Source organism: Salinibacterium sp. NK8237, from assembly GCF_015864955.1.
Classification (GTDB): domain Bacteria; phylum Actinomycetota; class Actinomycetes; order Actinomycetales; family Microbacteriaceae; genus Rhodoglobus.
Genome location: NZ_JADYWE010000001.1, coordinates 1,672,575 through 1,694,780 on the forward strand (window position 1 = coordinate 1,672,575; position 22,206 = coordinate 1,694,780).

Consider the following 22,206-nt stretch of genomic DNA (forward strand, 5'->3'; position numbering starts at 1 on the left):
ACCCCCTCAAACGGCTTTCCGGGATAACCGGGAGGCCGTTTGTGCGTTCGGGCCGCGAACTAGCGACATTTACGCGAGGCAGCCAGTTTTCGGCACTAACAACTTCTTCACGTCTCGACTGCGTCGCGTTCGATCACGCTGTGGGGTGGGCGGCCGTTCGGGATGATGAAATCACCGCTCTGCACGCGGAGAGCAGGGCGGCGCTAACTTTGTCGGCACTGCCGAGGTAACCGCTGACCATGGCCCCGTCGCGCAGCATCATGAGCTCGTCGGCGACCCTGGGGTCATCGATCCCGATGGATGCTGTGAGCTCCCCCAGCATCGACCGAAACCAAGTGCGGTGATCGTCTACGACCGCGCGCACGGGGTGACCGGCGTCCGCGTACTCGGCCGCGGCATTGATGAACGGGCATCCCCGAAAGCCCGGAGTGCAGGCTTCCTGACCGATCCCCTCTGCGACTAAACGAATGGTCTCATCGACGTCGCCGTGCGCCTCCGCGCTCGCGCCGAGGATCGTCTCCCGCTCCCACGCGGCCCGGCGCTCGAGGTAGGCCACGATTAGGTCGTCTTTGCTCGGGAAGTGCCGATAGAAGGTGACCTTAGTGATCCCGGCCCGCTCGATGATCTTGTCGGCACTGACTGCGCGGAGCCCCTGCGCGTAGAAGAGGTCGGCGGCGGCCTCCACGATTCGCTGCCGAGTGATCGCTCCCCGGGCGGTGCTCGAGCGTGCGGGGGCGGCTGCCTGCTGATGTGCCGACGTGGACGAGCTCATATCGGTCTCCTTAGCTCTGATTTCCCATCATAGAACAGCAATAGGGGAACTAGTTCGTCTACAGTCTTGCGCTTTCGTCAACGAGGCCCCACTATGTACTCAGACGTAGAGTTACTAGTTCGTCTACATGCGCACGACACGACCCCTTCTCCCAATCCACAGAAAGAATCCATCATGAACGCTTCCACCTCACCCCTCGCCGGGAACAAACCCACTATCGTCATCGTGCACGGCGCCTGGAGCGATTCCGCTCCGTTCAACGCCGTCGACGCGCTGCTCGAGACCGAAGGATTCACGGTGACACATTTCGCGAACCCGCTGCGAGCCCTCGGCGCCGACACCGATTACCTCAGCGCGTTCTTGAAGTCCCGCACTAGCGGCCCGGTCGTACTGGTTGGCCACTCGTACGGCGGTGCCGTCATTGGCGGGGCCGCGCTGAGCCACCCCGAAGTGAAGGCCCTCGTCTACCTCAACGCCTTCGTTCCCGAAGAGGGCGAGACCATTCTCGATCTCGCCGGCCGCGCCGGTCCGGTGGATGCGGCTGCGTTGTTCGAAAAAGCGCCCTTCCCCGGTGACCACAACGTTGATCTCTACCTCACGCCAGGCGCATTCGCGGGTGGTTTCGTCAACGGCCTACCCGAGGAAATCGCCGCCCCGCTGTTTGCTAAGCAGCGCCCTATAACCTACGGCGCGCTCAGCGAACCCGCACGCGCTAATCAGGCTTGGAAGACCCTTCCGTCGTGGTACGTCGCTGGTGATGAGGACCACAGCATCGCCATCGAAACTCAACTCTGGATGGCCGAGCGCGCCGGTTCCACCCTTACCCGGGTATCGAGCGGACATCTCTCCATGGCCGCCGAACCCGGCACGGTGGCTGGCGTAATCATTCGAGCAGCCGCCTAGTCGCTCAGACGGAGGGGCACTCGACTGGTCGGGTGTCCCTGCATCTCAGCATTCGCTGACCACAACTACTCCGCAATAATCTCCAGCGCGACGCCCTCGCAGGCAGTGCGCTCGAGTTCGGCAAGCGCGCCACCGCGCACGGCGTCGCCGGTCGCGTGACGCGGATCCGTCGAGATAACGACGCGGCCGACGCTGTTGACGAGGGTCACTTTGTCGCCGAGTTCGGCGAGCTTGGGCAGCAGCTGCCGTTCGACCGAATCGATCAGCAAATCGAGGCCGGCTACGCCGACGAACGTGCCGTCGATGTGCACGGGCGCGGCGATCGTGATCGTGTATTCGTCACTGCACAGGTAGTCGACATAGGGCCCGGCAACATGACCGCGACCCGTCTCCATCGGCACACGGAACCACTCGAGTTCGCTGTAATCGATGTGCTCTTTGTTCACCGATTGTGCGGCCAAAAGCAGGCGTTTGGGGTCATCGCCCTGCCACCACGAAAGGTGGTTTCGCTCATCCGTCAGCAGCCCAACGGCTGCAATAAACCCGGCACCGTAGATGTGAACATCGGGCAGCGCAACCGTCGCGAGAGCGTGCGGTTCCACTAGCGCGTCAATCTGCTGAGACGAGAGCGGGCCGAGGTTTCCCGATGCCGCGAGCTCGGTGCCGAGCAGAAGTGCGGTGGCTTCGAGGCTGGCAATCGGGGCACTGAAATACTGGGAGACGATGGCCGCCGCGCGAGCTGCTGTGCTCATGCCGGTGCTCGTTGCTGTCGTCATCGTTGCGTTGCGCTATCGCTCGTGGTCATCGGGTGCCGCCTACTCTGACTGATCCTGTTCGTGGCATCCTATGCACCAGATGCCCTGCACCGCTAGTTCAGCGTGATGGAGACTGCAGATCGATGAGCGCATTGATCACGGCATCCACCATGCGTTCGGTGGCCGCAACAGCTTCGTGGTCATCGCCGGCTTCCACCGCATCCACGACACTGGCCAGCAGCACTGGTTGGGCTCGGCGGGATCTCTCATCCACGTCAATCAGGCGAAGCATGGGCGACATTTCGGCCTGCAATCGCATCTGTTCACGAGTGAGTCGAGCCGACTGGCTCAGCGCGACGAGTTCGATCTGCGCATCGTCGAGGGTGCTGCGCCACTGTTCGAGATCTGATTCGTCGAGGCGGGCCAGGCGCGAGCGCACTTGCTGCACCTCGGAGGGCACCGCTCGGCGCGCCGCCAAACGAACGCACGCAGCGGTAATGGCCGCATAGTGGGCGCCCAAATCACGAAGGGCGACGCGGGATGTTGCGGCCAAGGCGGTGCGAGCGTGGGCTACGGGGTCGGCCGAGTCAGCCACGAAACTGCCGCCATTGCGACCGCGACGAGTCACCACGAGGCCCTGGCTGCGGAGCGCCAGCAGGGATTCGCGCACGGTGGTCGGCGCTACGCCGAAGCTTCGAGCGAGGTCGTTTTCGGAGGGAAGACGCTCCCCGGCCCGCAGGTGTCCGCCCGTAATTGCACTGGCGAGACGGCGTTCCACGAGCTCGGCGCGACCGGCATCACCAATCGACTGGAAGAGCGCACCCTGCAAGCGGCCGGGCCTCGAGGCATCGCGAGAGCGTGCGGTGTCGTCGGCGACCACCGCACTTTTTCGCGGCGCGTCTGCCGAGTCGGTCGAGTGCATTGGCCAATTCTCGCACCGATCACCTGAGCCGTTGCCCTTTTGTGACGATTCGGACACACGCTTGAAATATGAACTCTGGTTCTATAGGTTTACTCTCACTCAGAGATCGCCGTCGTTCCAAGGAGTCACTCGTGCATGCGTCCGCCCAGCAAGCCCCGTCCGCCACGGATCCCACTCCTGCGCCCGGCGCCGTCAGTCTCGCCGGTGTCTCCAAGACCTTCGGCGACTTCACCGCGGTCGAGGCCCTTGACCTCGACGTGAAGCCGGGCGAGTTTCTCTCGATGCTCGGCCCTTCCGGCTCGGGCAAGACCACTGTGCTGCGGATGATCGCTGGCTTCGAAAACGTCACGAGCGGCAGCATCCACCTCAGCGGAACTGACGTCACCGCCGTTCCCCCTCACGCGCGCCAGGTCAACACGGTATTTCAGGATTACGCGCTGTTCCCGCACTTCACCATCGCCGAGAACGTCGGTTACGGCCTCCGAGTGGCCGGCGTCAGCCGGGCCAAACGGGCAACCCAGGTAGGCGTCGCGCTCGAACAGGTTCGCCTCTCGGCCGTGGCCGATCGCCTCCCCCACCAACTTTCGGGTGGCCAACGCCAGCGCATCGCTCTGGCTCGCGCGCTCATCCTGCGCCCCCAAGTTTTATTGCTCGACGAACCGCTCGGCGCCCTCGACAAGCAGTTGCGCGAAGAAATGCAGATCGAGCTCAAGCAGATTCAGCGCGAAGTCGGCATCACGTTCATCTTCGTCACCCACGACCAAGAAGAAGCCCTCACGCTGAGCGACCGCGTCGCCGTCTTCAATAACGGCCGCGTCGAGCAGGTCGGCACCGCCCGCGAAGTCTACGAATTCCCGGCGACCGAATTCGTCGCCCGCTTCTTGGGGCTCTCCAACCTCATCCCCGCCGAACTCTCTGCGGATGGCGTGCAATCGAGCGTGCGCCCCGAACGTGTGCGCCTACTCACCGCCGACACCGCGGCGAGCGCCGGCACCGTCTCCCTGCTCGGCACGGTGTCCGAAACCGTCTACACCGGACCAACCACGCGCTTTCTCGTCGATACCGAATCGGGTGTTCGCGTGATTGCCGAACGAGCCAACGACCATCACCCCTCCGCCGAATCCGCCTTCGCGCGCGGCGACCGGGTGCGCGTCGAATGGACCACCGATCACGCCTCGCGCATCGGCTAACAGATCACCCCTGCAATACCGGCGATTCCGGCACAACCGGGCCAGCCACATCCACACAGCACAGCACAGCACAGCACAGCACAGCACCCACGCATCACATCAAGGAGTAATCATGAGATCCAAGATCATGACCGGCGCAGCGTTCATCGCCGTCGCCGCTCTCGCCCTCACCGGCTGTTCGGCTGAGGCCGACAGCACCGCAACCGGTGGACTTTCTATCGACGTTCCTGACATCCCCATGCTCGAAGAGTTGGGCGAGATGGAAAGCGAAGTCAACATCGTCGCGTGGAGCGGCTTCGTTGAGCCGGCATGGTCCGACGAATTCACTGAAGAAACCGGATGCACGGTCAACCGGCGCGTTGCTGGAACCAGCGACGAGATGGTTCAGCTCATGCGCACGGGCGACTACGACATCGTCTCCGCTTCGGGTGACGCGAGCCTTCGCCTGATCGCCGGTGGCGACGTTCAGCCGATCAACCTTGACCTCGTTCCTAACTTCGGTGACGACATCGTTGAGGGCATGAAGGGTCAGATTTATGACACCATCAACGGCCAGTCGTATGGTGTTCCCATTGGTCGCGGCGCCAACATCCTGCAGTACAACAGCGATGTTGTAACCGAAGAGCCCACGAGCTGGGATGTTGCGTGGGAGCTCGACAGCCCCTACGCCGGCGAGATCATCGCGTACGACGCACCGATCTACATCGCTGACGCTGCCGTGTACCTGATGGCTCACGAGCCTGACCTCGGCATCACCAACCCGTACGCGCTCGACCAGGAGCAGCTTGACGCTGCGATCGACCTGCTCAAGCAGCAGAACACGATCGTCTCCGAGTACTGGGCCGACCCTGCCGCACAGATCACCTCGTTCGCCGGTGGAACCACCTCACTCGGTACCTCGTGGGAGATCCTGCGCAAGCTCACCGACGACGACAAGTTCAAGAGTGTTCTTCCTGAAGAGGGTTCGACCGGATGGTCGGATGCGTGGATGATCGCCGCCGAGTCAGAGTCGCCCAACTGTGCCTACGCCTGGGTTGACTACACCAGCTCCGCCGAAGTGAACGGCGCTATCGCCACCAACTTCGGTATGGCTCCCGCCAACGCTGCTTTCTGCGACACGAGCGACGAAGCCGCAGCACACTGCGAGTACTTCAACGCCACCGACGAAGAGTACTTCAGCAACGTCTGGTTCTGGACCACCCCCATCGAGCAGTGCATCGATGGCCGCACTGACGTCACCTGCACGAACTTCCAGCAGTGGACGGATGCCTGGCTCTCCGTTAAGAGCTAACTAGACCGAGGGGTGGGCCTCACCAACCCACCCCTCGCCCCTTCATCCTTCGCTCGACCAGCAAGCTTCGACCAGCAGCTCCCCACACGCACCAACCGATCGGACTCCCATGAATCGCCGCGCGCAACTCTCGGCACTGCTGGCGCTGCCCATGCTGTGGCTCATCGGCATCTACATTTTCTCGCTCGTCATGCTTCTTGTGACGGCGTTCTGGGTGACCGACCCGTTCACCTCCAAAGTGAAACCGGGCTTCACTCTCCGCAATTTTGAGCAGATCATCGCGAACCCCGCGTATGCCACCACCTCGCTGCGCACTCTCGGCATCGCCCTCGCGGTCACGGTGTTGAGCATCCTGATCTCGGTTCCGCTCGGCATCTTCATGGCGAAGGTCGCCTCACCCAAACTGCGCGCCATTCTGGCTGTCGCGATCACTCTCCCGCTCTGGGCCGGTTACCTCGTGAAGATTCTGGCCATGCGCATCACCTTCACCGAAGAAGGCTTCTTCAACTCAATGCTTGGACCGCTCGGCATCAGCGGCCCCGGCTTCAGCATCGTCACCGTCGTGCTGACGCTCACCTATCTGTGGCTGCCGTACATGGCCGTGCCGGTGTACACCGCGATCCGCCAGCTGCCACCGAACCTGTTCGACGCGTCGTCTGACCTAGGCGCTGGGGCCGGATTCACGATCCGCACCGTGGTTCTCCCTCTTATTAAGCCCGCCATCATCGCCGGCTCCATCTTTACGTTCTCGCTGAGCCTCGGCGACTACATCGCCGCCAAGTTCGTCGGTGGGTCAACGCAGATGATCGGCAGCATCATCGCCTCGAACATCAACCTGAACCCTCCGATCGCCGCCGCATTCTCGCTCGTGCCGATCGCCTTTGTTGTCATCTACCTCGTCAGCGTGCAGCGCACCGGCGCACTAGAACGGATGTGATGCCGCCATGTTGAGACTCTCCCTCGGCGCCAAGTTCACCCTCGGCACTATCGTCGCGATTGCCCTCGCGTTCATGTACATCCCGCTGTTTCTCGTCGTGATCAACTCCTTCAGCGCCGCGCGCCTATCGAGCTGGCCGATCGCCGAGTTCTCCACCATCTGGTGGGAGAAGGCGTTCGTGAGCGAACCCATCCGGGCCGCCCTGCTCAACTCGGTAATCGTGGGCCTCGGCGCAACGACAATCGCCCTCATCCTCGGCACGCTCGTGGCCTTCGCCCTGCAGCGCTACACCTTCTTCGGCAAGCAGACCGTGAACCTGCTCGTCGTGCTACCAATCGCCCTACCCGGCATCGTGACCGGTGTCGCCCTCAACAACACCTATAACCAGGTGCTCGAACCGATCGGCATTGAGGTCGGATACTTCGGCATGATCATCGCCCACGGCACCTTCTGCATTGTCATGGTCTTCAACAACGTGCTCGCCCGCTTGCGCCGCATCAACCCCAGCATCGAAGAAGCCTCCCGCGACCTCGGAGCGACCCCGCTGCAGACGTTCCGGCTCGTGACGTTCCCGCAGTTCCGCAGCGCCTTCGTTGCCGGCGCGATTCTCGCTTTCGCGCTGAGCTTCGACGAAGTTGTGGTCACGATCTTCACGGCCCCGCCCGGAGTCGACACCCTGCCGCTCTGGATCATGAACCAGATGGCACGACCCAACGAGGCATCCCTCGTCAACGTCGTGGCAACCGTCGTGATTCTCGCGTCGTTCATTCCCGTGTGGGTCTCGCAACGCCTCGCCCGCGGAGCCGACGAGCGCGAGTAGCGGATGTCGGACGCGGGCGGGCGCGGCGCGAGCCTGCCGGTCAGCTCTGCGAGCGCGTGCGCATGCGAACCGTCACGACCTGAGCCGCGACAATGGCGGCCGCCACCACAGCGGCCACGATCACTGTAAAGAGATCGCTCTGAACCTTAAGAACCGTGAACGGGATCAGGATGGCGAGATCCAGCACGATGGTCAGCACCGGCAACCATATCCGGGCCTCAATCTTCGCCCGCAGTCGGCGGATAACACCCCACTGCACCGCCATATCCATCGTCAGATAGAGAAAGACACCCATCGACGCAATCTGGCTGAGATCGAGAAACACGGTGACGAGAATCGCCAGCCCGGCAGTGATGATCATGGGCTGGTGGGGAACCGACTTCGGCAGCGACGGAGCCTGCTTCATCTCCTGCAGCATCCCGTACAGCCGTGACACTGAATACAGACTCGCGAGCAGCCCCGAGAGCGTCGCGACCACGGCGATCACAACGGTGATGCCGACACCCCACGCGCCGAAGAAGGGCTCCGCCGCTTGCGCCAATGCGTAGTTGCGAGCATCCACCGCTCCACTCGCACCGATACTCGAACCAACGGACACCGTGATCAGCAGATACAGCACGGTGCAGATCGCAAGCGAGATAAGGATCGAGCGAGCAATGTTTCGCTTCGGATCGCGAAGATCATCGCCCTGATTAGTGATTGTGGTGAAGCCCTTATAGGCGAGAACGCACAGCGTTGTTCCTGCGAGCACTCCGACCATGCTGATGGGGTCTCCGGATGACTTCGCTAAGAAACCGTCGCCGCCGACGGCGACACCGAGCAGCCCCGCAATCGCGAGCACCGCGATGCCGAGTATCTTGGCGACCGCGGTGATGGTTGCCGAGCGCTCGACGAGAGTATTGCCGACGAAGTTCACAATCGCCGCGGCAGCGATTGCGGCAACACCCAAGATGGGAACCAGAATCACAGAATCTTGCAGCCCAAACGGTCGCAGCAGGTAGGTGCCGAAGGTTCGCGCCAACAGGCTCTCAGCCACCACCATTGAGACGTACATGAAAAGCGAGAACGAGCCGGCGGCGACACCGGGGCCGTAGGCGTCCTTCAGCAACATCGCGATTCCGCCCGAGGACGGGTTCACGCTCGAATAGCGCACGTAGGAGTAGGAGCTGATAGCGGCGACTATCGCGCCGAGCAAGAACGCGAGCGGGAAGAAGTCTCCAGCGAACTCCGCGACCTGGCCGACGAGAGCGAAAATTCCCGCGCCGATCATCACCCCCGTGCCTAAGGACACTGAGCCCATGAGCGAAATTTTGTCTGTGCGAGTAGCCATACAAATACCTTTCCGTTCCCAAGCCAATTGAGCAATGCACGATGGCAAGGGCCCGCCGCCCGAGAACGGCGGACCCCACGTCGCTATAGCGAACTAATGATGCTCCGCATGAGCGAAATTTCGGTGGTCTGCGCATCCATGATCTTCTGGGCAAGAGCAAGGACATCCGCATTTTGTCCCGAATCGATTTCCAGCTCAGCCATGTCGATAGCGCCCTCGTGATGCACAATCATCTGCTCGAGGAACAAGCGAGACGCATCGTCTCCGTCTGCTGCTTCGAGGTCGGCCATGTCGGAGTCGCTCATCATCCCGTCGCCGTGACCCATGCCGTCCATACCGTCTGTCATCCCAACACCCCAGCCCTCTATCCACGAGGTCATGAGCTCGATCTCGGGGCCTTGAACTGCCTTGATCTCTTGGGCGAGCGTCACCACGCGCTCGTCGATGCCGTCTTTCTCCAACACCATGTCAGCCATCTCAACTGCCTGTTCGTGGTGCGGAATCATCATGGCCGTGAACATGACATCCGCGCTGTTCGCATCAGCGATCGTGACCGAATCCGTGGGCGATGCGTCCGGACTTTGACCAGATTGGGTCATAGCGTTTGCGCAGCCCGAGAGCGCGAGCAGTGCAGTCAGGGCAATTGCGGCCGTAGCCGAGGAACGAATTTTCATCTCTCAAGTTCTCCAAATTAGTCATTAAAGGCGCGCGACCAGAACGGTCCCGCGTATGGCGCGTCGAAACGAAATCGACAGTGCGCCTCCTAGGTGCGACTAATGCAGAGAGCTAGGAGATCAGGATGCGGCGGCGGCACCACACGCGCCCATCGCGGAGACTGCGCCGGAGCGATCAACCGCTGCTCAAGGTATTGACCCCATCCCCGCACCAGTCTGGGCGAGGCAAGGAGGAGCGAAACGGTGAGGAGGGCGAGCACGCACCACATGAGAGCCATGGATGCGTCGCCACCACACCCCGAGCAGTCGACTGCGCTGAGCGCTGGGGTAATCAACGTAGCTTCCTCGACGGTGGCGCTCCCCATCGACATGGTGGCCGCCATCGCCGACTCAGAATGCGAGGTGGACGACACGAGTGAGTGCATCGCCACAATGCCCGTGATGAGTGCCAGCGCGAGGCAGGCCATCGCAACAAACTGCCACGACGCTCGCAGTATGCGCGAAAAGGAGTTGCTCACGCGCTGTGCGGGCGCAGCGTCAACGCGACGCTGAACCCTATCCGCGCTGAGTGGTGTCATTGCTCTTACTCTTCTGAAGGTGTGAGTTTCCGGCTGCCCTCCGCCGATTCTTGTCCATCTGCCTGTGCGACTCCCGAGACACTATCGGCGCGCGGCAGTCACTCTCGCACCCAGACTCCATCGACCAGGCGATAGATAATCCGATGGTGTTTTCGGTCAGTGGATCCCTGCCAGAACTCGACGTGCTCAGCCTTCAGCCGCCACAGAACCCAGCCGTCTGGGTCAGCATTCTCCCGCGCTGCAGCATCTCGCAATGCAAAGTCAGCTTCGCTATCGGCTCGGCTTGCTTCAAGCACCGGGCCTCTTACCCGAACGGCGCGCACAAGCGGTTGCCACCAGAAGTTGAGCGCTGCGGCCGGATGCGCGGCAAGCTGCACCCCTTTGGCGCTGGCTCGGGGGCCAGCGAACGCCCACCCCCGATCATCCACATCTTTGACGATGAGGGTTCTTGCATCGGGAGTGCCCTCAGCATCGACGGTGGCGAGAGTCATCGCCAGTGGTTCCGCAACAGACGCTTCAAGCGCAGCCTCAAGCCATTCATAGAAGAGCGTCACCGGGTCTGCGGGAAGCGCAGCGTTGTTGAGGGCGGGGCTTGTGCCCACAAGTGTTGGAATCGCCCTCAGCTTCGCGGCGGTGTCGCTCGTCATGACACCAGAGTGCCACGTTTCACGCCAGTTCGGCCGTCAGCACCGCATCGTAGATCTCCATCGCCTCAGCGATTTCGGCAGGCGTGACGACACACGGCGGCAACACATGGATGCGGTTCTCCGCCACAAAGGGCAGCAGACCGCGCTCCACGAGGCCAGCCCGAATGCGTCCCATCGTTGCGGCCGGCACGGGTTCACGGGTCGCCCGGTCGGTGACGAGTTCGAGGGCCCAGAACACTCCGCGGCCACGCACTTCGCCAATGGCCTCATGCCGTTCGGCAAGAGCCTCAAGCGCCGGGCCAATGTGGTTCTCCCCGATGTCGCGCACGTGCTCGAGCACGCCCTCCGACGCAATGGTGTCGAGCGAGGCCACAATCGTGGCAGCAGCAAGCGGATGCCCCGAATACGTCAACCCGCCGGGGAACACCCGGTCGTTGAAGTGCGCCGCAATCGGGTCGTCGATGATCACACCGCCGATGGGAACGTAGCCCGAGTTCACGCCCTTGGCGAAGGTGATGAGGTCGGGTCGCGCATCGAAGGCGTCGAACGCGAACCACTCGCCGGTGCGCCCGAAGCCACACATCACTTCGTCGAAGATCAGCAGGATGCCGTGCTGATCACACAGTTCGCGCACGCCGGCAAGGTAACCGGGCGGCGGAAGCATGATGCCCGGAGTTCCCGGCACGGGTTCGAGCAGTACTGCGGCAATCGTCTCTGCGCCTTCGGCCTCGATCACGCGCCGCAAGTGCTGCAGCGCACGTTCGCTTTCTTGCTCGGGCGTCGTCGCCCAAAACTCGGAGCGATACAGGTAAGGGCCGAAGAAGTGCACGTGGCCGCGCGCGAACTCGTTAGGGATGCGGCGCGGGTCACCGGTGGCGACGATGCTGCTGCCGGTGTTGCCGTGATACGAGCGGTACGCCGAGAGAATCTTGTCGCGCCCGGTGTAGAGCCGCGCCATCCGCATCGCATTCTCGTTGGCGTCAGAGCCGCCATTCGTGAAAAACACGCGATTGAATCCCTCGGGCGCTATCGCCGCCAATCGCTTTGCCGCCTCGCCACGAGTGATGTTGGCCGTCGGCGGTGAGATCGTTGCGAGCAGCTGAGACTGCACCCGGATAGCCTCAAGCAGGGCCGGATGCTGGTGCCCCAAATTCACATTGACGTGCTGGCTAGAAAAGTCGAGATATTCGTTTCCGGCGTGATCCCACACGCGGGTGCCGAGCCCACTCTTGATGCTCACGGCCGAAGCATGGGCGGGAGTCTGCGCCGACCACGAATGAAAGATGTGCGCCTGATCGAGCTCGAGCGCGTAGGCATCGAGGTCGTCGGTGTTCTGCTCGGTCATGGCGCGAGGCCTTTCGATCCGGGGTGGCAAGGAGATGGCACGAAGGTGGTGCGGGGCGCTGGTGTGACGCCGTGAACGCAACGGATGCCGCCCTCACCAGAGTAAGGGCGGCATCCGACTAGCGGTTATTCAGTGTGACTAGTTGCCGCCCTCGAGGAGGGTGACGTCGATCGGTGCGAAGCTGGAACCGGTGGTGTCAACACCCTCGGCTTCGAGCTCTTCAAGTGCCTGCATGATCCAGTCGTTCGACCATGCTGTTGCCGGCGGTGCCGTGGTGATGGGGCTTGCGCCCGTCTCGTTGACGGCACTGATGGCGCCTTCAACGGTGCGGTCCCACGCGGCTTCATCGATGACGCCGATGCCGTTCTCGGCCGGCCAGATCAGCTTGTTGGTCTCGTTGACCATCCACAGTTCGTGGCTGGGGCCCCAACCGGAACCGGCAGCGACGGTGCCTTCGGCAGCATCTTCAGGGTTCTCAGCCGAGTAGATCCAGCCCTTGACTACAGCCTTAAGGAAGGCGACCGTGGTCTCCTGGTAGTCCTCGTCGCTGTCGAGACGCTCGGTGTCAGCCCAGATTGCATCCTGGAGCATGGCGCCAACGGTGTCTTCGTAGCTGATGACGTTGAAGTCTTCAGGCTGGTACAGCTCTCCGGTGTCGGGGTCGGTCGACTCGAGCAGCTGAGCGTACTCGTTGTACGTCATGGCCTGCGCGGCGTCGATGTCGCCCTGCAGGAAGGCGTTCATGTTGAAGTCCTGCGTGATGATCTGCACGGTCGAGGAGTCGAGTCCTTCAGCAGCCATTGCTGCGAAGATCTCCCACTCGTTTCCGAAGCCCCACGAGCCAATCTTCTTGCCCTCGAAGTCAGCGACGGAGTCAATGCCCGAGTCAGCCCATGACACCTGAAGGGTGCCCGACTTTTGGAAGATCTGTGCGATGTCGGTGAGGTTAGCGCCCTGCTCGATGGAGCCGAGAACCTTGGGAACCCAAGCTACGGCGTAGTCAACGTCGCCGTTGGCGAGAGCGTCTTGCGGAACGATGTCGCCACCCGACGGGATGATTTCGACGCTGAGGCCTTCTTCTTCAAAGTAGCCCTGATCGACTGCGGCGAAGTAACCAGCGAACTGGCCCTGGGGCAGCCACTGGAGCTGGAGCTTGATTTCGGTGAGTTCTTCAGCTGATCCGCTGTCTCCCTCATCGGTTGTGGTGGAGCATGCTGCGAGGAGGACCGCTGCCGTTACGGCGAACGCTCCAGCCGCGAGTGCGCGGCGTTTGGTGAACTTCATGTCAGACCTTCCAGATTCACGGTGCAAGTGGATACTGCTGGTAGAGCTGGTGGAGCGGTTATCTCCTTCCCTGTTCTGCGCGGGGTGCTGTCATCGGGAGCCCCCGGTCGGTACACGGCGCAGCACTAGTCGTTCGAGTGCGAGCGTCGCGAGGTAAAAGAGCAGACCGAGTGCGATGGATGCCCCGACATAGGCCCAGGCGCGGGAATACGCGCTTGAGGCTGCCGAGGTCGCAATCAGACTGCCGAGGCCGCCGCGTGGTCCACCGAAGTATTCCGCCACAAGGGCGGAGATAACGGCGAGCGACGAAGCGATACGGATGCCAGTGAGAATAAAGGGGCGGGCTGTCGGCAGGGTGAGCGAGCGCAACATCTGTCCGGAGCTTGCCGCGTAGGCCTTCATCAGGTCACGGTGCACTGGCCGCGTTTGGCGGAATCCGCGCAGGGTGTTGATGAAGATGGGAACGAACGAGGCGATCGCGGCAATCGCTTGGCGACCGAACTGGCTGTCGGCCCCGAACATGGAGTTGAGCACCGGGGCGAGAGCCACGATCGGAACGACCGCGAGCGCAGCAATGATCGGTGCACTCATCTGGTCGGCGATGCGCCACCGGGCGGCGACCGCAGCGAGAACGATTCCGAGCAGCGAACCGACGAGCAAACCCAGGAGGCTGTTCGTTCCGGTGAGCACCGTTGCCGAGACGACGGCTGGCCAGTACGCGACCAGTTCCGCCATGATCGAAGTCGGGCTCGGCAGCAGGTAGTCGGAGACGCCACCGACGGTGACGAGAAACTGCCAGATGGCGAGCACGATGATTCCGAGCGTGACGGGCGCGACCACGCGAAGGATCGACTCCGTGCGCGGGCTCCAGTCTTTGCTGCGGGTGGCTCCGGTTCCGGCGCCAATGATCGCGTTAGCTGTCGTGTTTGTCGTCATCGAGTGTCCACTCCCCGGGCGGAGCGCGGTGCGGGGTTTTCCGCATCCGAGGCTCCGCCGTGCAGTGCTTCGCGCACTTCGGTCACCATCTCGAAGAAGGAGGATGCTTCGCGCAGGTCGTCGTCGCGTTCTTCGCGGCCGTCAGCAGCATCCAATCGCATCGGGATGATGTCGCTGATGCGACCTGGTCGCGGCGACATGACCACAACGCGGTCGGAGAGGAACACGGCTTCAGGAATCGAGTGGGTCACGAACACGACGGCAGCTCCGGTATCGGCGGCGATGCGCACGAGGTCGGTCTGCATCTTCTCGCGGGTCATCTCGTCGAGGGCGCCGAATGGTTCATCCATCAGCAACAGTCGCGGCTGTTCCGCGAGCGAGCGGGCAATCGCCACACGCTGCTGCATTCCGCCCGACAGCTGGTCGGGAAAACGATCAGCGAATTCGGTGAGGCCAACCATCTCGAGTAGGTCAGCAACGCGAGTGCGCCGGGCAGAGGATGCCACCCCGTGCAGTTCCAGCGGAAGCGCAACGTTCGCGGCCACAGTGCGCCACGGCAAAAGCCCGGCCTGCTGAAAAGCGATGCCGTAATCCTGGTCGAGGCGAGCTTGCGTTGCGGTCTTACCGAACACGGTCAGTTCGCCCGAGGTCGGAACATCGAGGTCAGCAATGAGCCTCATGAGGGTTGACTTGCCACAGCCCGACGGCCCGATGAGCGAGACGAATTCGCCGGCCTCAACAGTGAGGTCGATTCCTTCGAGCGCATGAACGACGCCCGAGGCGGTCTGGAACTGCTTGTTGAGTCCGCGAACTTCCACGGCGGCGTCGGCACCAGCAGCGCCGGTCATCGTTTCAGCGGCGGGAGTGGTGGTCGGGATCTGGTCGCTCATGCGGCCTCCTCGGTTCGTCTGTAGTCCTTGAGAATGATGCCGAGCAGCGCAACGGAACCGGCGGCCACAAGGCCGAGCACGATCGCGCCGAAGATGGGGCCCCACGCCTTCGAGGGATCGCCCGATGCTTGACCGGCAAATTGAATGAGTAGGCGTCCGATGCCGCCTTGAAGTCCGGTCGATACTTCCGCGACAACCGCGCCGATGACAGCGTTCGCTGCTCCGAGTCGCAGCGCAGGCAGAAGGTACGGAACGGCTGCGGGCAAGCGCAGTCGCACGAGCGTCGGCCAGTAGCCAGCGGCATACGTGTCGAAGAGCTCAACGTGGATGCGGTCAGGAGACTGCAGTCCCTTGAGCGCGCCAACGGTGATGGGGAAGAACGCCAGGTAGCTCGCAATGAGCGCCACCGACATCCAGTCTTGCCATTCGAAGGAACCGATCTCGACTCGCGAGCCCCAGCTTTTGACGATAGGCGCGAAGGCGATGAGCGGCACGGTTTGGCTGATGACGATCCAGGGAAGCAGACCGAATTCGGCGAGACGCCAGCGTTGCATGAGGAGCGCGAAGACGACTCCCACAATCACTCCGACAGCCCAGCCAGCAGCAGCGATTCCGAGCGTCATGAGCGAGGCAAGCGCCACGACTGCCCAGAGCGGAAGCGCACCATCTGCTCGCGTGACGGGCTCCGCGAGCCGCGTCATCATGTCCCACAGGTGAGGCATAGCGAGGTCGGTCGTGCGCGGAAGCACGCGAAGTTCGCCGATGAGTACGCCGTTGTCTGGGCCGAAGAACTTGTAGCCCTCCCAGATGAGTGCGATGAGCGCTACGCCAGCGATGCCCCAGAGGAAGCCGCCGAGCAGCCGAGTGCGCGCGGGGTTAGCCACCGCACCCGGCGAACTCGCAGGGCGGACGGCAACCTCCCCACGCTGATCGTTTCGGGTTGCCGTCATCGGGTTAGACCTTCGCCGTCACTGTTTCGGTGAGGGCCGGGATTACCGTCTCGCCGTAGACCCGCATGGTCTCTTCTTTGTTGTCATGCTGCAGGTAGCCAGCGAACTGATCGACACCGAGTTCGCGCAACTTCTCGAGCTTCTCGATGTGCTCCTCGGCGGTCCCCATGACGCAGAACCGGTCGACGATCTCGTCGGGCACAAACGCCGCGTGCGTGTTGCCCGCTTGGCCGTGCTGGTTGTAGTCGTAGCCTTCACGCTTTTCGATGTAGTCGGTGAGCGCCTTCGGCACGTCTCCGTCAGAGCCGTACTTCTTCACGATGTCAGCGACGTGGTTTCCCACCATGCCTCCGAACCAGCGGCACTGGTCGCGCATGTGCTCCCAGTCATCACCGATGTACATCGGCGCGGCAACACAGAACTTGATCGACATCGGGTCGCGACCGACAGCCTCAGCGGCGTCGCGCACCTTCTTGATCATCCAGGCGGCAATATCGAGGTCAGCGAGCTGCAGGATAAAGCCGTCTCCGACTTCACCGGTGAGCTTGAGCGCGAGCGGGCCATAGGCCGCAACCCACATCTCGAGTTCAGAACCCTTGCTCCACGGCAGCTGCAACTGTGCTCCGCCGTATTCGACCGAACGCGAGTTAGCGAGTTCACGGATGACGTGAATCGACTCCCGCAGATCCTTCAGCGTTGTGGGCTTGCCGTTGGTCACGCGCACAGCCGAGTCGCCGCGGCCGATGCCACAGACGGTGCGGTTGCCGTACATCTCGTTGAGCGTGGCGTAGGTAGACGCCGTGACGGTCCAGTCGCGCGTGGCCGGGTTGGTCACCATCGGTCCGACGATCACCTTGCGTGTCTCGGCCAAGATCTGGCTGTAGATCACATAGGGCTCTTGCCACAGGATGTGCGAGTCAAAAGTCCAGACGTAGGTGAAGCCGTGCGCCTCTGCAAGCTTCGCGAGTTGAACGGTTCGTGCTGACGGCGGGTTGGTCTGAAGTACTGCTCCGAAGTCCATGGGGCTCCTCATTCGTGGTGGAAGGTCGTTTAAAGTGCAGCATCCGCTGGTGGTAGCCAGCGGATGCTGCAGCGAAACCGTTTAGGTCAGGTACTGAGTGAGGCCGCGCTTCATGAAGCGACCGTCACCCTTGGTGCCGAGGTACTGGTCGTCATCGACGATGACCTTGCCGCGCGAGATAACAGTGTCAACGTGACCATCGATCTCGAAGCCCTCCCAGGCAGCGTGGTCCATGTTCATGTGGTGCTTCTTGCCGGTGGGGTTGCCATTTTCGTCGACCGGCATACCGATCGAGGTGTGACCGTTGGGGTCGTAGACCACGATGTCGGCGTCGGCGCCGGGCTGGATGACACCCTTGCGTCCGTAGATTCCGAACATGCGAGCGGGGGTGGTGCTCGTCAGTTCGACCCAACGCTCGAGCGTGAGCTCGCCGGTGACAACACCTTGATACATGAGGTCCATGCGGTGTTCGACGGTTCCCATGCCGTTGGGGATCTTGCGGAAGTCCGCAAGGCCCAACTCTTTTTGGTCCTTCATGCAGAACGGGCAGTGGTCGGTGGAGACCATCTGCACATCGTTCGTGCGCAGCGACTGCCACATGGCATCCTGATGGCCCTCTTCGCGTGAACGAAGCGGAGTCGAGCACACCCACTTGGCACCCTCGAAGTGGCCGTACTGCTCACTCTGCGCACCAAGTTGTTCTTCGAGGCTCAAGTAGAGGTACTGCGGGCAGGTCTCAGCAAAGACGTTCTGGCCGCGGTCACGAGCGGTGGCGATCTGTTCGACCGCCTGCTTCGCACTGACGTGAACGATGTAGAGCGGGGCGCCGGTGAGCTTCGCGAGCATGATCGCTCGATGCGTCGCTTCCTCTTCCATCTCCCAGGCACGAGCGACACCGTGATAATACGGGTCAGTCTTGCCCTGCTCCACGAGCTGCTCGGCGAGAACGTCGATGACCGGCCCATTCTCGGCGTGCATCATCGTCATCAAGCCGGTGTCGCGAGACACCTGCATTGCCTTGAGGATTTGTGCGTCATCCGAGTAGAAAACTCCGGGGTACGCCATGAACATCTTGAAGCTCGTGATGCCCTCGTCCGGCAGCTTCTCCATCGCCTTGAGCGACTCGGGAGTGACGTCGCCGACGATCTGGTGAAAGCCGTAGTCGATGGCGCAGTTGCCCGCCGCTTTGCCGTGCCACGCAGCGAGCGAATCCTGGATGCGCTCCCCAAAGGTCTGCACCGCAAAGTCGATAATCGAGGTCGTGCCGCCCCACGCCGCAGCGCGAGTGCCCGTCTCGAACGTATCGATTGCCGCGGTGCCACCGAAGGGCAGCTCCATGTGCGTGTGGGCGTCGATGCCACCGGGAATGACGTACTTTCCCGTGGCATCAATGACCTTGTCGACGGATGCCGCAATGTCGGTTCCAAAAAGCGTGCTGCCAGGCGACAGCACTGCCTTGATTACTTCGCCGTCGATCAGGACGTCTGCTGGGGCGCGCCCCGTTGAGCTGACGACCGTACCGCCGGAAATGAGAGTGGTGGCCATGATTCGCTCCTCTGCGTGTCGTGTGCCTACTGTTCCCCAGACGCCAAAACAATCTGGGGCTGGAGTTATGGCTTACTTAGGGATCGACAGGTAGGCGTCGGGGCGACGGTCACGGTAGAACTGCCAGTCGTCGCGCATTTCCTGCACGAGGTCCATGTCGAGATCGCGAATCATGATCTCTTCATCGGTGCCTGAGCCACGTTCGCCGACGAAGTTTCCGCGGGGGTCGATGACCTGGCTGGTGCCGTAGAAGTCAACGGCTTCGTCGCCGTACTCGTTGTCTTCGAGGCCGACACGGTTGGGCTGAAGTACGAAGTAGCCGTTGGCCACTGCTGCTGCTGGACCTTCGACCTCCCAGAGGCGGTTGGAGAGGCCGGGCTTCGTCGCGTTGGGGTTGAAGACGATCTCGGCGCCGTTCAAGCCCAGTTCGCGCCATCCTTCGGGGAAGTGGCGGTCGTAACAGATGTGAACGCCCACCTTGCCGACGGCGGTGTTGAACATCGGGAAGCCCAAGTTGCCGGGCGTGAAGTAGAACTTCTCCCAGAACTTGTCGAGGTGAGGGATGTGATGCTTGCGGTACGAACCGAGGTTCGTGCCATCCGAATCAACAACGACGGCGGTGTTGTAATACACGCCGGTCATCGCTTCTTCATAGATCGGCAGAATCATGACCATGTCGAGCTCTTTAGCCAGGGCCTGGAAGCGCGTAACGATCGGGCCATCAACAGGCTCGGCGTAACGGTAATACTTCTTGTCCTGAGTGATCCCAAAATACGGACCGTAGAAAAGCTCTTGGAAGCAGATGATCTGGGCGCCTTGCGCCTTCGCATCCCGAGCGAACTGCTCGTGCTTGTCGAGCATCGACTCTTTGTCGCCCGTCCAAGTGGTCTGTGTGATTGCTGCGCGAACTGTCGTCATGGTGCCTCCTGCGTTATTCGGCGTCGTTGCCTGCGGCGATGAACCGAGAAAATGACGCGCGAACGGGAACTATCCCCGTGCCCTTATTCTCTAGGTTCATCGTTTCAATCGTGTTGTGCTTGTGTGACGGTGTGGTTACTCATCATGTCCCTGTCGAGTGCAAGAGGCAATGCTCATTTGTGCTGATGAGACCATGTTGCACAAAATTGTCTATGCAATTCCACAATATTTCTGCAAATACCTACGCAGAAGGCGCGGATGTCCAGATTGCACTCGGTCGAGGCTGCCGCGCAAGGGCCGGCTGACGGGGTGCCGCAAACACCGTCGTCACATCGCTCGCGTACATCACCGAGTCGGGAACGCGATCGGCTAGACCCTCAAACCCCGCAGCGGCGAGCAAACCGTCATCGAGGTAGACCAATTCGGCCGGTTGCAACGGCCACGGTTCGTGGTGGTTGCGAGAGTAGATCGTGCGTCCACGATGAGTCTCGTGAAACCCCCACCGCGCGGTCAAGAACGTTGCCAGCGGGTCAGCCGCGAGCGCAACGCTCGCCGCCGGGTCATCTACCGGTTTCACAATGATGTGGGATGCCGCATCCGGTCGTCCGTGCCGTTTCGTTTTGTAGGCAATCTGTCCGTCTCGCTGCCCGATCTTCATCGATGCCCACTGGTAGGGCAGGCCAAAAGCTAGCCGCGCGGTGAGCACTGGAATCAGGTGCGACGCCTCGAGGGAAAGGAAGACCACTCCGCGTCGTCCGTGGGCATCGACAGAGTAGAGGCGCACATTGACTTCGGGAAAGTCGCCGAGCCACGGGATGCGGGGCCCGCCAAAGAATGAACTTTGAGACATCTGAAAGGCGATGAGTCCCACCCACGTGCTGCCGTTGAGCGTGTCGGGACGGCATCCCTCAGGCAGCAGCGGAGCCACGATGGCCGGATCAACCTGCCAGTGCAGGAAGGTCACTTCGCTCCAGCGCTGCCGCAAGATAGGGGAACCGCCGAGTGGTGGAGCTTCACGGAACATCATCGGATGCTCACGATCACCGTGGGAGTTGGTTATCGCGACGCAGGAAAGGGCGCCACAGTTCGACCTGGTCGGCGCGCTGGGCGCGGGTTCCCGCTTTGAGCGAGATCACCTCACCAGCAGAACCGGCAGCGAAGACGCGGCGGCCGGGCTTCGAAAGGAGTTCATCAGCAAGCGCTGCTTCGAGTTCGCGAACGCGCGTGCTGAGTTCTGATACTTGATTCTCAAGATCAAGGATTCGTTTGATGCCTTCGAGGTTGAGACCTTCAGCGCTGAGGGCTGCGATCTCGCGCAACTGCATCACGTCGCGCATGGAATAACGCCGCGAACGACCGCTGGTTCTCGTGGGAGACACGAGACCCAGACGGTCGTACTGTCGCAGTGTCTGCGGATGCATGCCCGCCAACTCCGCCGCAACGGCGATAGCAAAGGCTGGGCTCAGCTCATCCATGACTATTAGCTCCTGGCTCTAGCAATCAGATCGTCCCGCGGGTTTTCTGCGGGCATCGCTTCAGCAAAGGCCTTGAGGTGCTTGAGTGCAGCATCCGGAACGTGACTAGGCACGGCCACTTGCACTTCGGCAAGCAGGTCTCCGGTTGCCTTCGTCGTAGCGACTCCGCGACCTTTTACTCGCAATACTCGCCCGCTCGGGGTTCCCGGCGCAACCTTCAGTTTCACTGGTGCACCGCTCAGCGTCGGCACCTCGATAGTGGCGCCGAGCACAGCTTCCGCAAACGTCACGGGCACAACAACCCGAAGGTTGTTGCCGTCACGTTCGAATACCGGATGCTTGCGCACCGCGACCGTGAGCACCAAGTCGCCAGCGGGGCCACCATTGGGGCTCGCCTCACCTTTGCCCTTGAGGCGGATCTTCTGACCGTCGCTGACTCCCGCAGGAATCTTGACGTTCATCGGACGACCGCCGGCCGGCTGGAGCTTGATCGTTTCGCCGTTAATTGCGGTAGCAAAATCTAGCGTCGTGTTTGCTGCCAGATCGCGGCCCTTTGCGGGGCCACCACGGAATCCGGGGCCACCACCAGGACCGGCTTGACCGCCGAACATGCCACCGAGAAGGTCTTCGAAGCTCGCGCTCGACTGACCTCCCCCATAGCCCTGACCGCCGCCATAGCTTTGGCCGCCATAACTCTGGCCGCCGCCGAACATGCCACCAAAGACATCTTCGAAGCCGCCAGACTGGCCGCCCGCTTGGAAGCGAGCGCCCGAGCCCATGGCACGAACCTGATCGTATTCTTTGCGCGTTTCCGGATCAGAAAGCACGGAGTGCGCTTCGCTAATTTCTTTGAAGCGCTCTTCGGCTTTCGGATCTCCCGGGTTCGAATCCGGGTGAAACTGACGCGCGAGTTTGCGATAGGTCTTCTTCAACTCGGCCTCGGAGATATCTTTCGACACCCCGAGAACCTTGTAGAAGTCCTTATCGAACCAATCTTGGCTAGCCACTACACGCCACCCCCGA

The 22,206-nt window shown here is 61.9% G+C and carries 23 protein-coding genes; 5 read left to right on the plus strand and 18 right to left on the minus strand.

The genetic code is table 11. The features are described 5' to 3' along the window. Positions 1-133 precede the first annotated feature (133 nt). Positions 134-772, minus strand: coding sequence for a TetR/AcrR family transcriptional regulator (locus tag I6E56_RS08115; RefSeq protein WP_197137233.1), 639 nt, complete (start codon positions 770-772; stop codon positions 134-136). Positions 773-946: 174 nt separating this feature from the next. Here I6E56_RS08115 and I6E56_RS08120 point away from each other — a divergent pair, with 174 nt between their 5' ends. Then, a complete protein-coding gene (locus I6E56_RS08120) occupies positions 947-1,675 on the plus strand; it encodes an alpha/beta fold hydrolase (RefSeq protein WP_197137235.1) in 729 nt (242 codons plus the stop codon). A 65-nt stretch (positions 1,676-1,740) separates the two neighbouring features. Here I6E56_RS08120 and I6E56_RS08125 read toward each other — a convergent pair whose 3' ends face one another. Together I6E56_RS08125 and I6E56_RS08130 are read right to left on the minus strand one after the other, a co-directional pair. Then, entirely contained in the window at positions 1,741-2,427 is a 687-nt protein-coding gene (locus I6E56_RS08125) for a cache domain-containing protein (RefSeq protein ID WP_231606281.1), read from the minus strand. 121 nt (positions 2,428-2,548) lie between these two features. After that, the gene (locus I6E56_RS08130) at positions 2,549-3,352 is read right to left on the minus strand and encodes a FadR/GntR family transcriptional regulator (RefSeq protein WP_197137238.1); all 804 of its coding nucleotides are present in this window, start codon (positions 3,350-3,352) and stop codon (positions 2,549-2,551) included. 131 nt (positions 3,353-3,483) lie between these two features. Here I6E56_RS08130 and I6E56_RS08135 point away from each other — a divergent pair, with 131 nt between their 5' ends. The 4 genes from I6E56_RS08135 to I6E56_RS08150 all read left to right on the plus strand — a co-directional run bounded on the left by I6E56_RS08135 (position 3,484) and on the right by I6E56_RS08150 (position 7,590). Next, a complete protein-coding gene (locus I6E56_RS08135; RefSeq protein WP_197137239.1) occupies positions 3,484-4,542 on the plus strand; it encodes an ABC transporter ATP-binding protein in 1,059 nt (352 codons plus the stop codon). 112 nt (positions 4,543-4,654) lie between these two features. Beyond that, complete coding sequence (locus I6E56_RS08140; RefSeq protein ID WP_197137240.1) at positions 4,655-5,833, plus strand: extracellular solute-binding protein; 1,179 nt, start codon at positions 4,655-4,657, stop codon at positions 5,831-5,833. Between the two features lie 109 nt (positions 5,834-5,942). Further along, positions 5,943-6,770: an ABC transporter permease gene (locus I6E56_RS08145; RefSeq protein WP_197106733.1), complete on the plus strand. Its 828-nt coding sequence runs from the start codon at positions 5,943-5,945 to the stop codon at positions 6,768-6,770. A 7-nt stretch (positions 6,771-6,777) separates the two neighbouring features. Beyond that, complete coding sequence (locus I6E56_RS08150) at positions 6,778-7,590, plus strand: ABC transporter permease (protein WP_197106734.1); 813 nt, start codon at positions 6,778-6,780, stop codon at positions 7,588-7,590. Positions 7,591-7,630: 40 nt separating this feature from the next. Here the strand turns inward: I6E56_RS08150 and I6E56_RS08155 are convergent, their stop codons facing one another. The 15 genes from I6E56_RS08155 to I6E56_RS08225 form a co-directional block, all read right to left on the minus strand. Then, the gene (locus tag I6E56_RS08155) at positions 7,631-8,920 is read right to left on the minus strand and encodes an APC family permease (protein WP_197137241.1); all 1,290 of its coding nucleotides are present in this window, start codon (positions 8,918-8,920) and stop codon (positions 7,631-7,633) included. An 83-nt stretch (positions 8,921-9,003) separates the two neighbouring features. Then, positions 9,004-9,594 (minus strand): DUF305 domain-containing protein, encoded by a 591-nt coding sequence (locus tag I6E56_RS08160; RefSeq protein WP_197137242.1) that lies wholly within the window; start codon positions 9,592-9,594, stop codon positions 9,004-9,006. Between the two features lie 89 nt (positions 9,595-9,683). Then, entirely contained in the window at positions 9,684-10,172 is a 489-nt protein-coding gene (locus I6E56_RS08165; RefSeq protein ID WP_197137243.1) for a DUF6153 family protein, read from the minus strand. A gap of 98 nt (positions 10,173-10,270) precedes the next feature. Continuing rightward, on the minus strand, positions 10,271-10,819 hold the full coding sequence (locus I6E56_RS08170; RefSeq protein ID WP_197137245.1) for a pyridoxal 5'-phosphate synthase: 549 nt from the start codon (positions 10,817-10,819) through the stop codon (positions 10,271-10,273). A gap of 19 nt (positions 10,820-10,838) precedes the next feature. Next, entirely contained in the window at positions 10,839-12,164 is a 1,326-nt protein-coding gene (locus tag I6E56_RS08175) for an aspartate aminotransferase family protein (protein WP_197137247.1), read from the minus strand. A 138-nt stretch (positions 12,165-12,302) separates the two neighbouring features. Beyond that, positions 12,303-13,448: an ABC transporter substrate-binding protein gene (locus I6E56_RS08180; RefSeq protein WP_197137248.1), complete on the minus strand. Its 1,146-nt coding sequence runs from the start codon at positions 13,446-13,448 to the stop codon at positions 12,303-12,305. A 90-nt stretch (positions 13,449-13,538) separates the two neighbouring features. Then, entirely contained in the window at positions 13,539-14,384 is an 846-nt protein-coding gene (locus I6E56_RS08185) for an ABC transporter permease (RefSeq protein WP_197106749.1), read from the minus strand. Next, entirely contained in the window at positions 14,381-15,274 is an 894-nt protein-coding gene (locus I6E56_RS08190) for an ABC transporter ATP-binding protein (protein ID WP_197137249.1), read from the minus strand. Before I6E56_RS08190 ends, I6E56_RS08185 begins: the two co-directional genes overlap by 4 nt. Beyond that, entirely contained in the window at positions 15,271-16,224 is a 954-nt protein-coding gene (locus tag I6E56_RS08195) for an ABC transporter permease (RefSeq protein WP_197137250.1), read from the minus strand. Before I6E56_RS08195 ends, I6E56_RS08190 begins: the two co-directional genes overlap by 4 nt. 4 nt (positions 16,225-16,228) lie before the next feature. Beyond that, positions 16,229-17,245, minus strand: a complete 1,017-nt coding sequence (locus I6E56_RS08200) for a TIGR03842 family LLM class F420-dependent oxidoreductase (protein WP_197137251.1) — start codon at positions 17,243-17,245, stop codon at positions 16,229-16,231. An 81-nt stretch (positions 17,246-17,326) separates the two neighbouring features. After that, positions 17,327-18,790 (minus strand): dihydropyrimidinase, encoded by a 1,464-nt coding sequence (gene hydA / locus I6E56_RS08205; protein WP_197106753.1) that lies wholly within the window; start codon positions 18,788-18,790, stop codon positions 17,327-17,329. A gap of 72 nt (positions 18,791-18,862) precedes the next feature. Further along, positions 18,863-19,708, minus strand: a complete 846-nt coding sequence (locus I6E56_RS08210) for a nitrilase-related carbon-nitrogen hydrolase (protein WP_129072489.1) — start codon at positions 19,706-19,708, stop codon at positions 18,863-18,865. Positions 19,709-19,949: 241 nt separating this feature from the next. Next, positions 19,950-20,732, minus strand: a complete 783-nt coding sequence (locus I6E56_RS08215) for a YqjF family protein (RefSeq protein WP_231606282.1) — start codon at positions 20,730-20,732, stop codon at positions 19,950-19,952. A gap of 16 nt (positions 20,733-20,748) precedes the next feature. Beyond that, positions 20,749-21,183 carry a heat shock protein transcriptional repressor HspR gene (locus I6E56_RS08220; RefSeq protein ID WP_197137253.1) on the minus strand — a complete coding sequence of 145 codons (435 nt, stop codon included), beginning with the start codon at positions 21,181-21,183 and terminating at the stop codon, positions 20,749-20,751. Between the two features lie 5 nt (positions 21,184-21,188). Beyond that, positions 21,189-22,190 (minus strand): DnaJ C-terminal domain-containing protein, encoded by a 1,002-nt coding sequence (locus I6E56_RS08225; RefSeq protein ID WP_197137254.1) that lies wholly within the window; start codon positions 22,188-22,190, stop codon positions 21,189-21,191. Between the last annotated feature and the right edge of the window lie 16 nt (positions 22,191-22,206).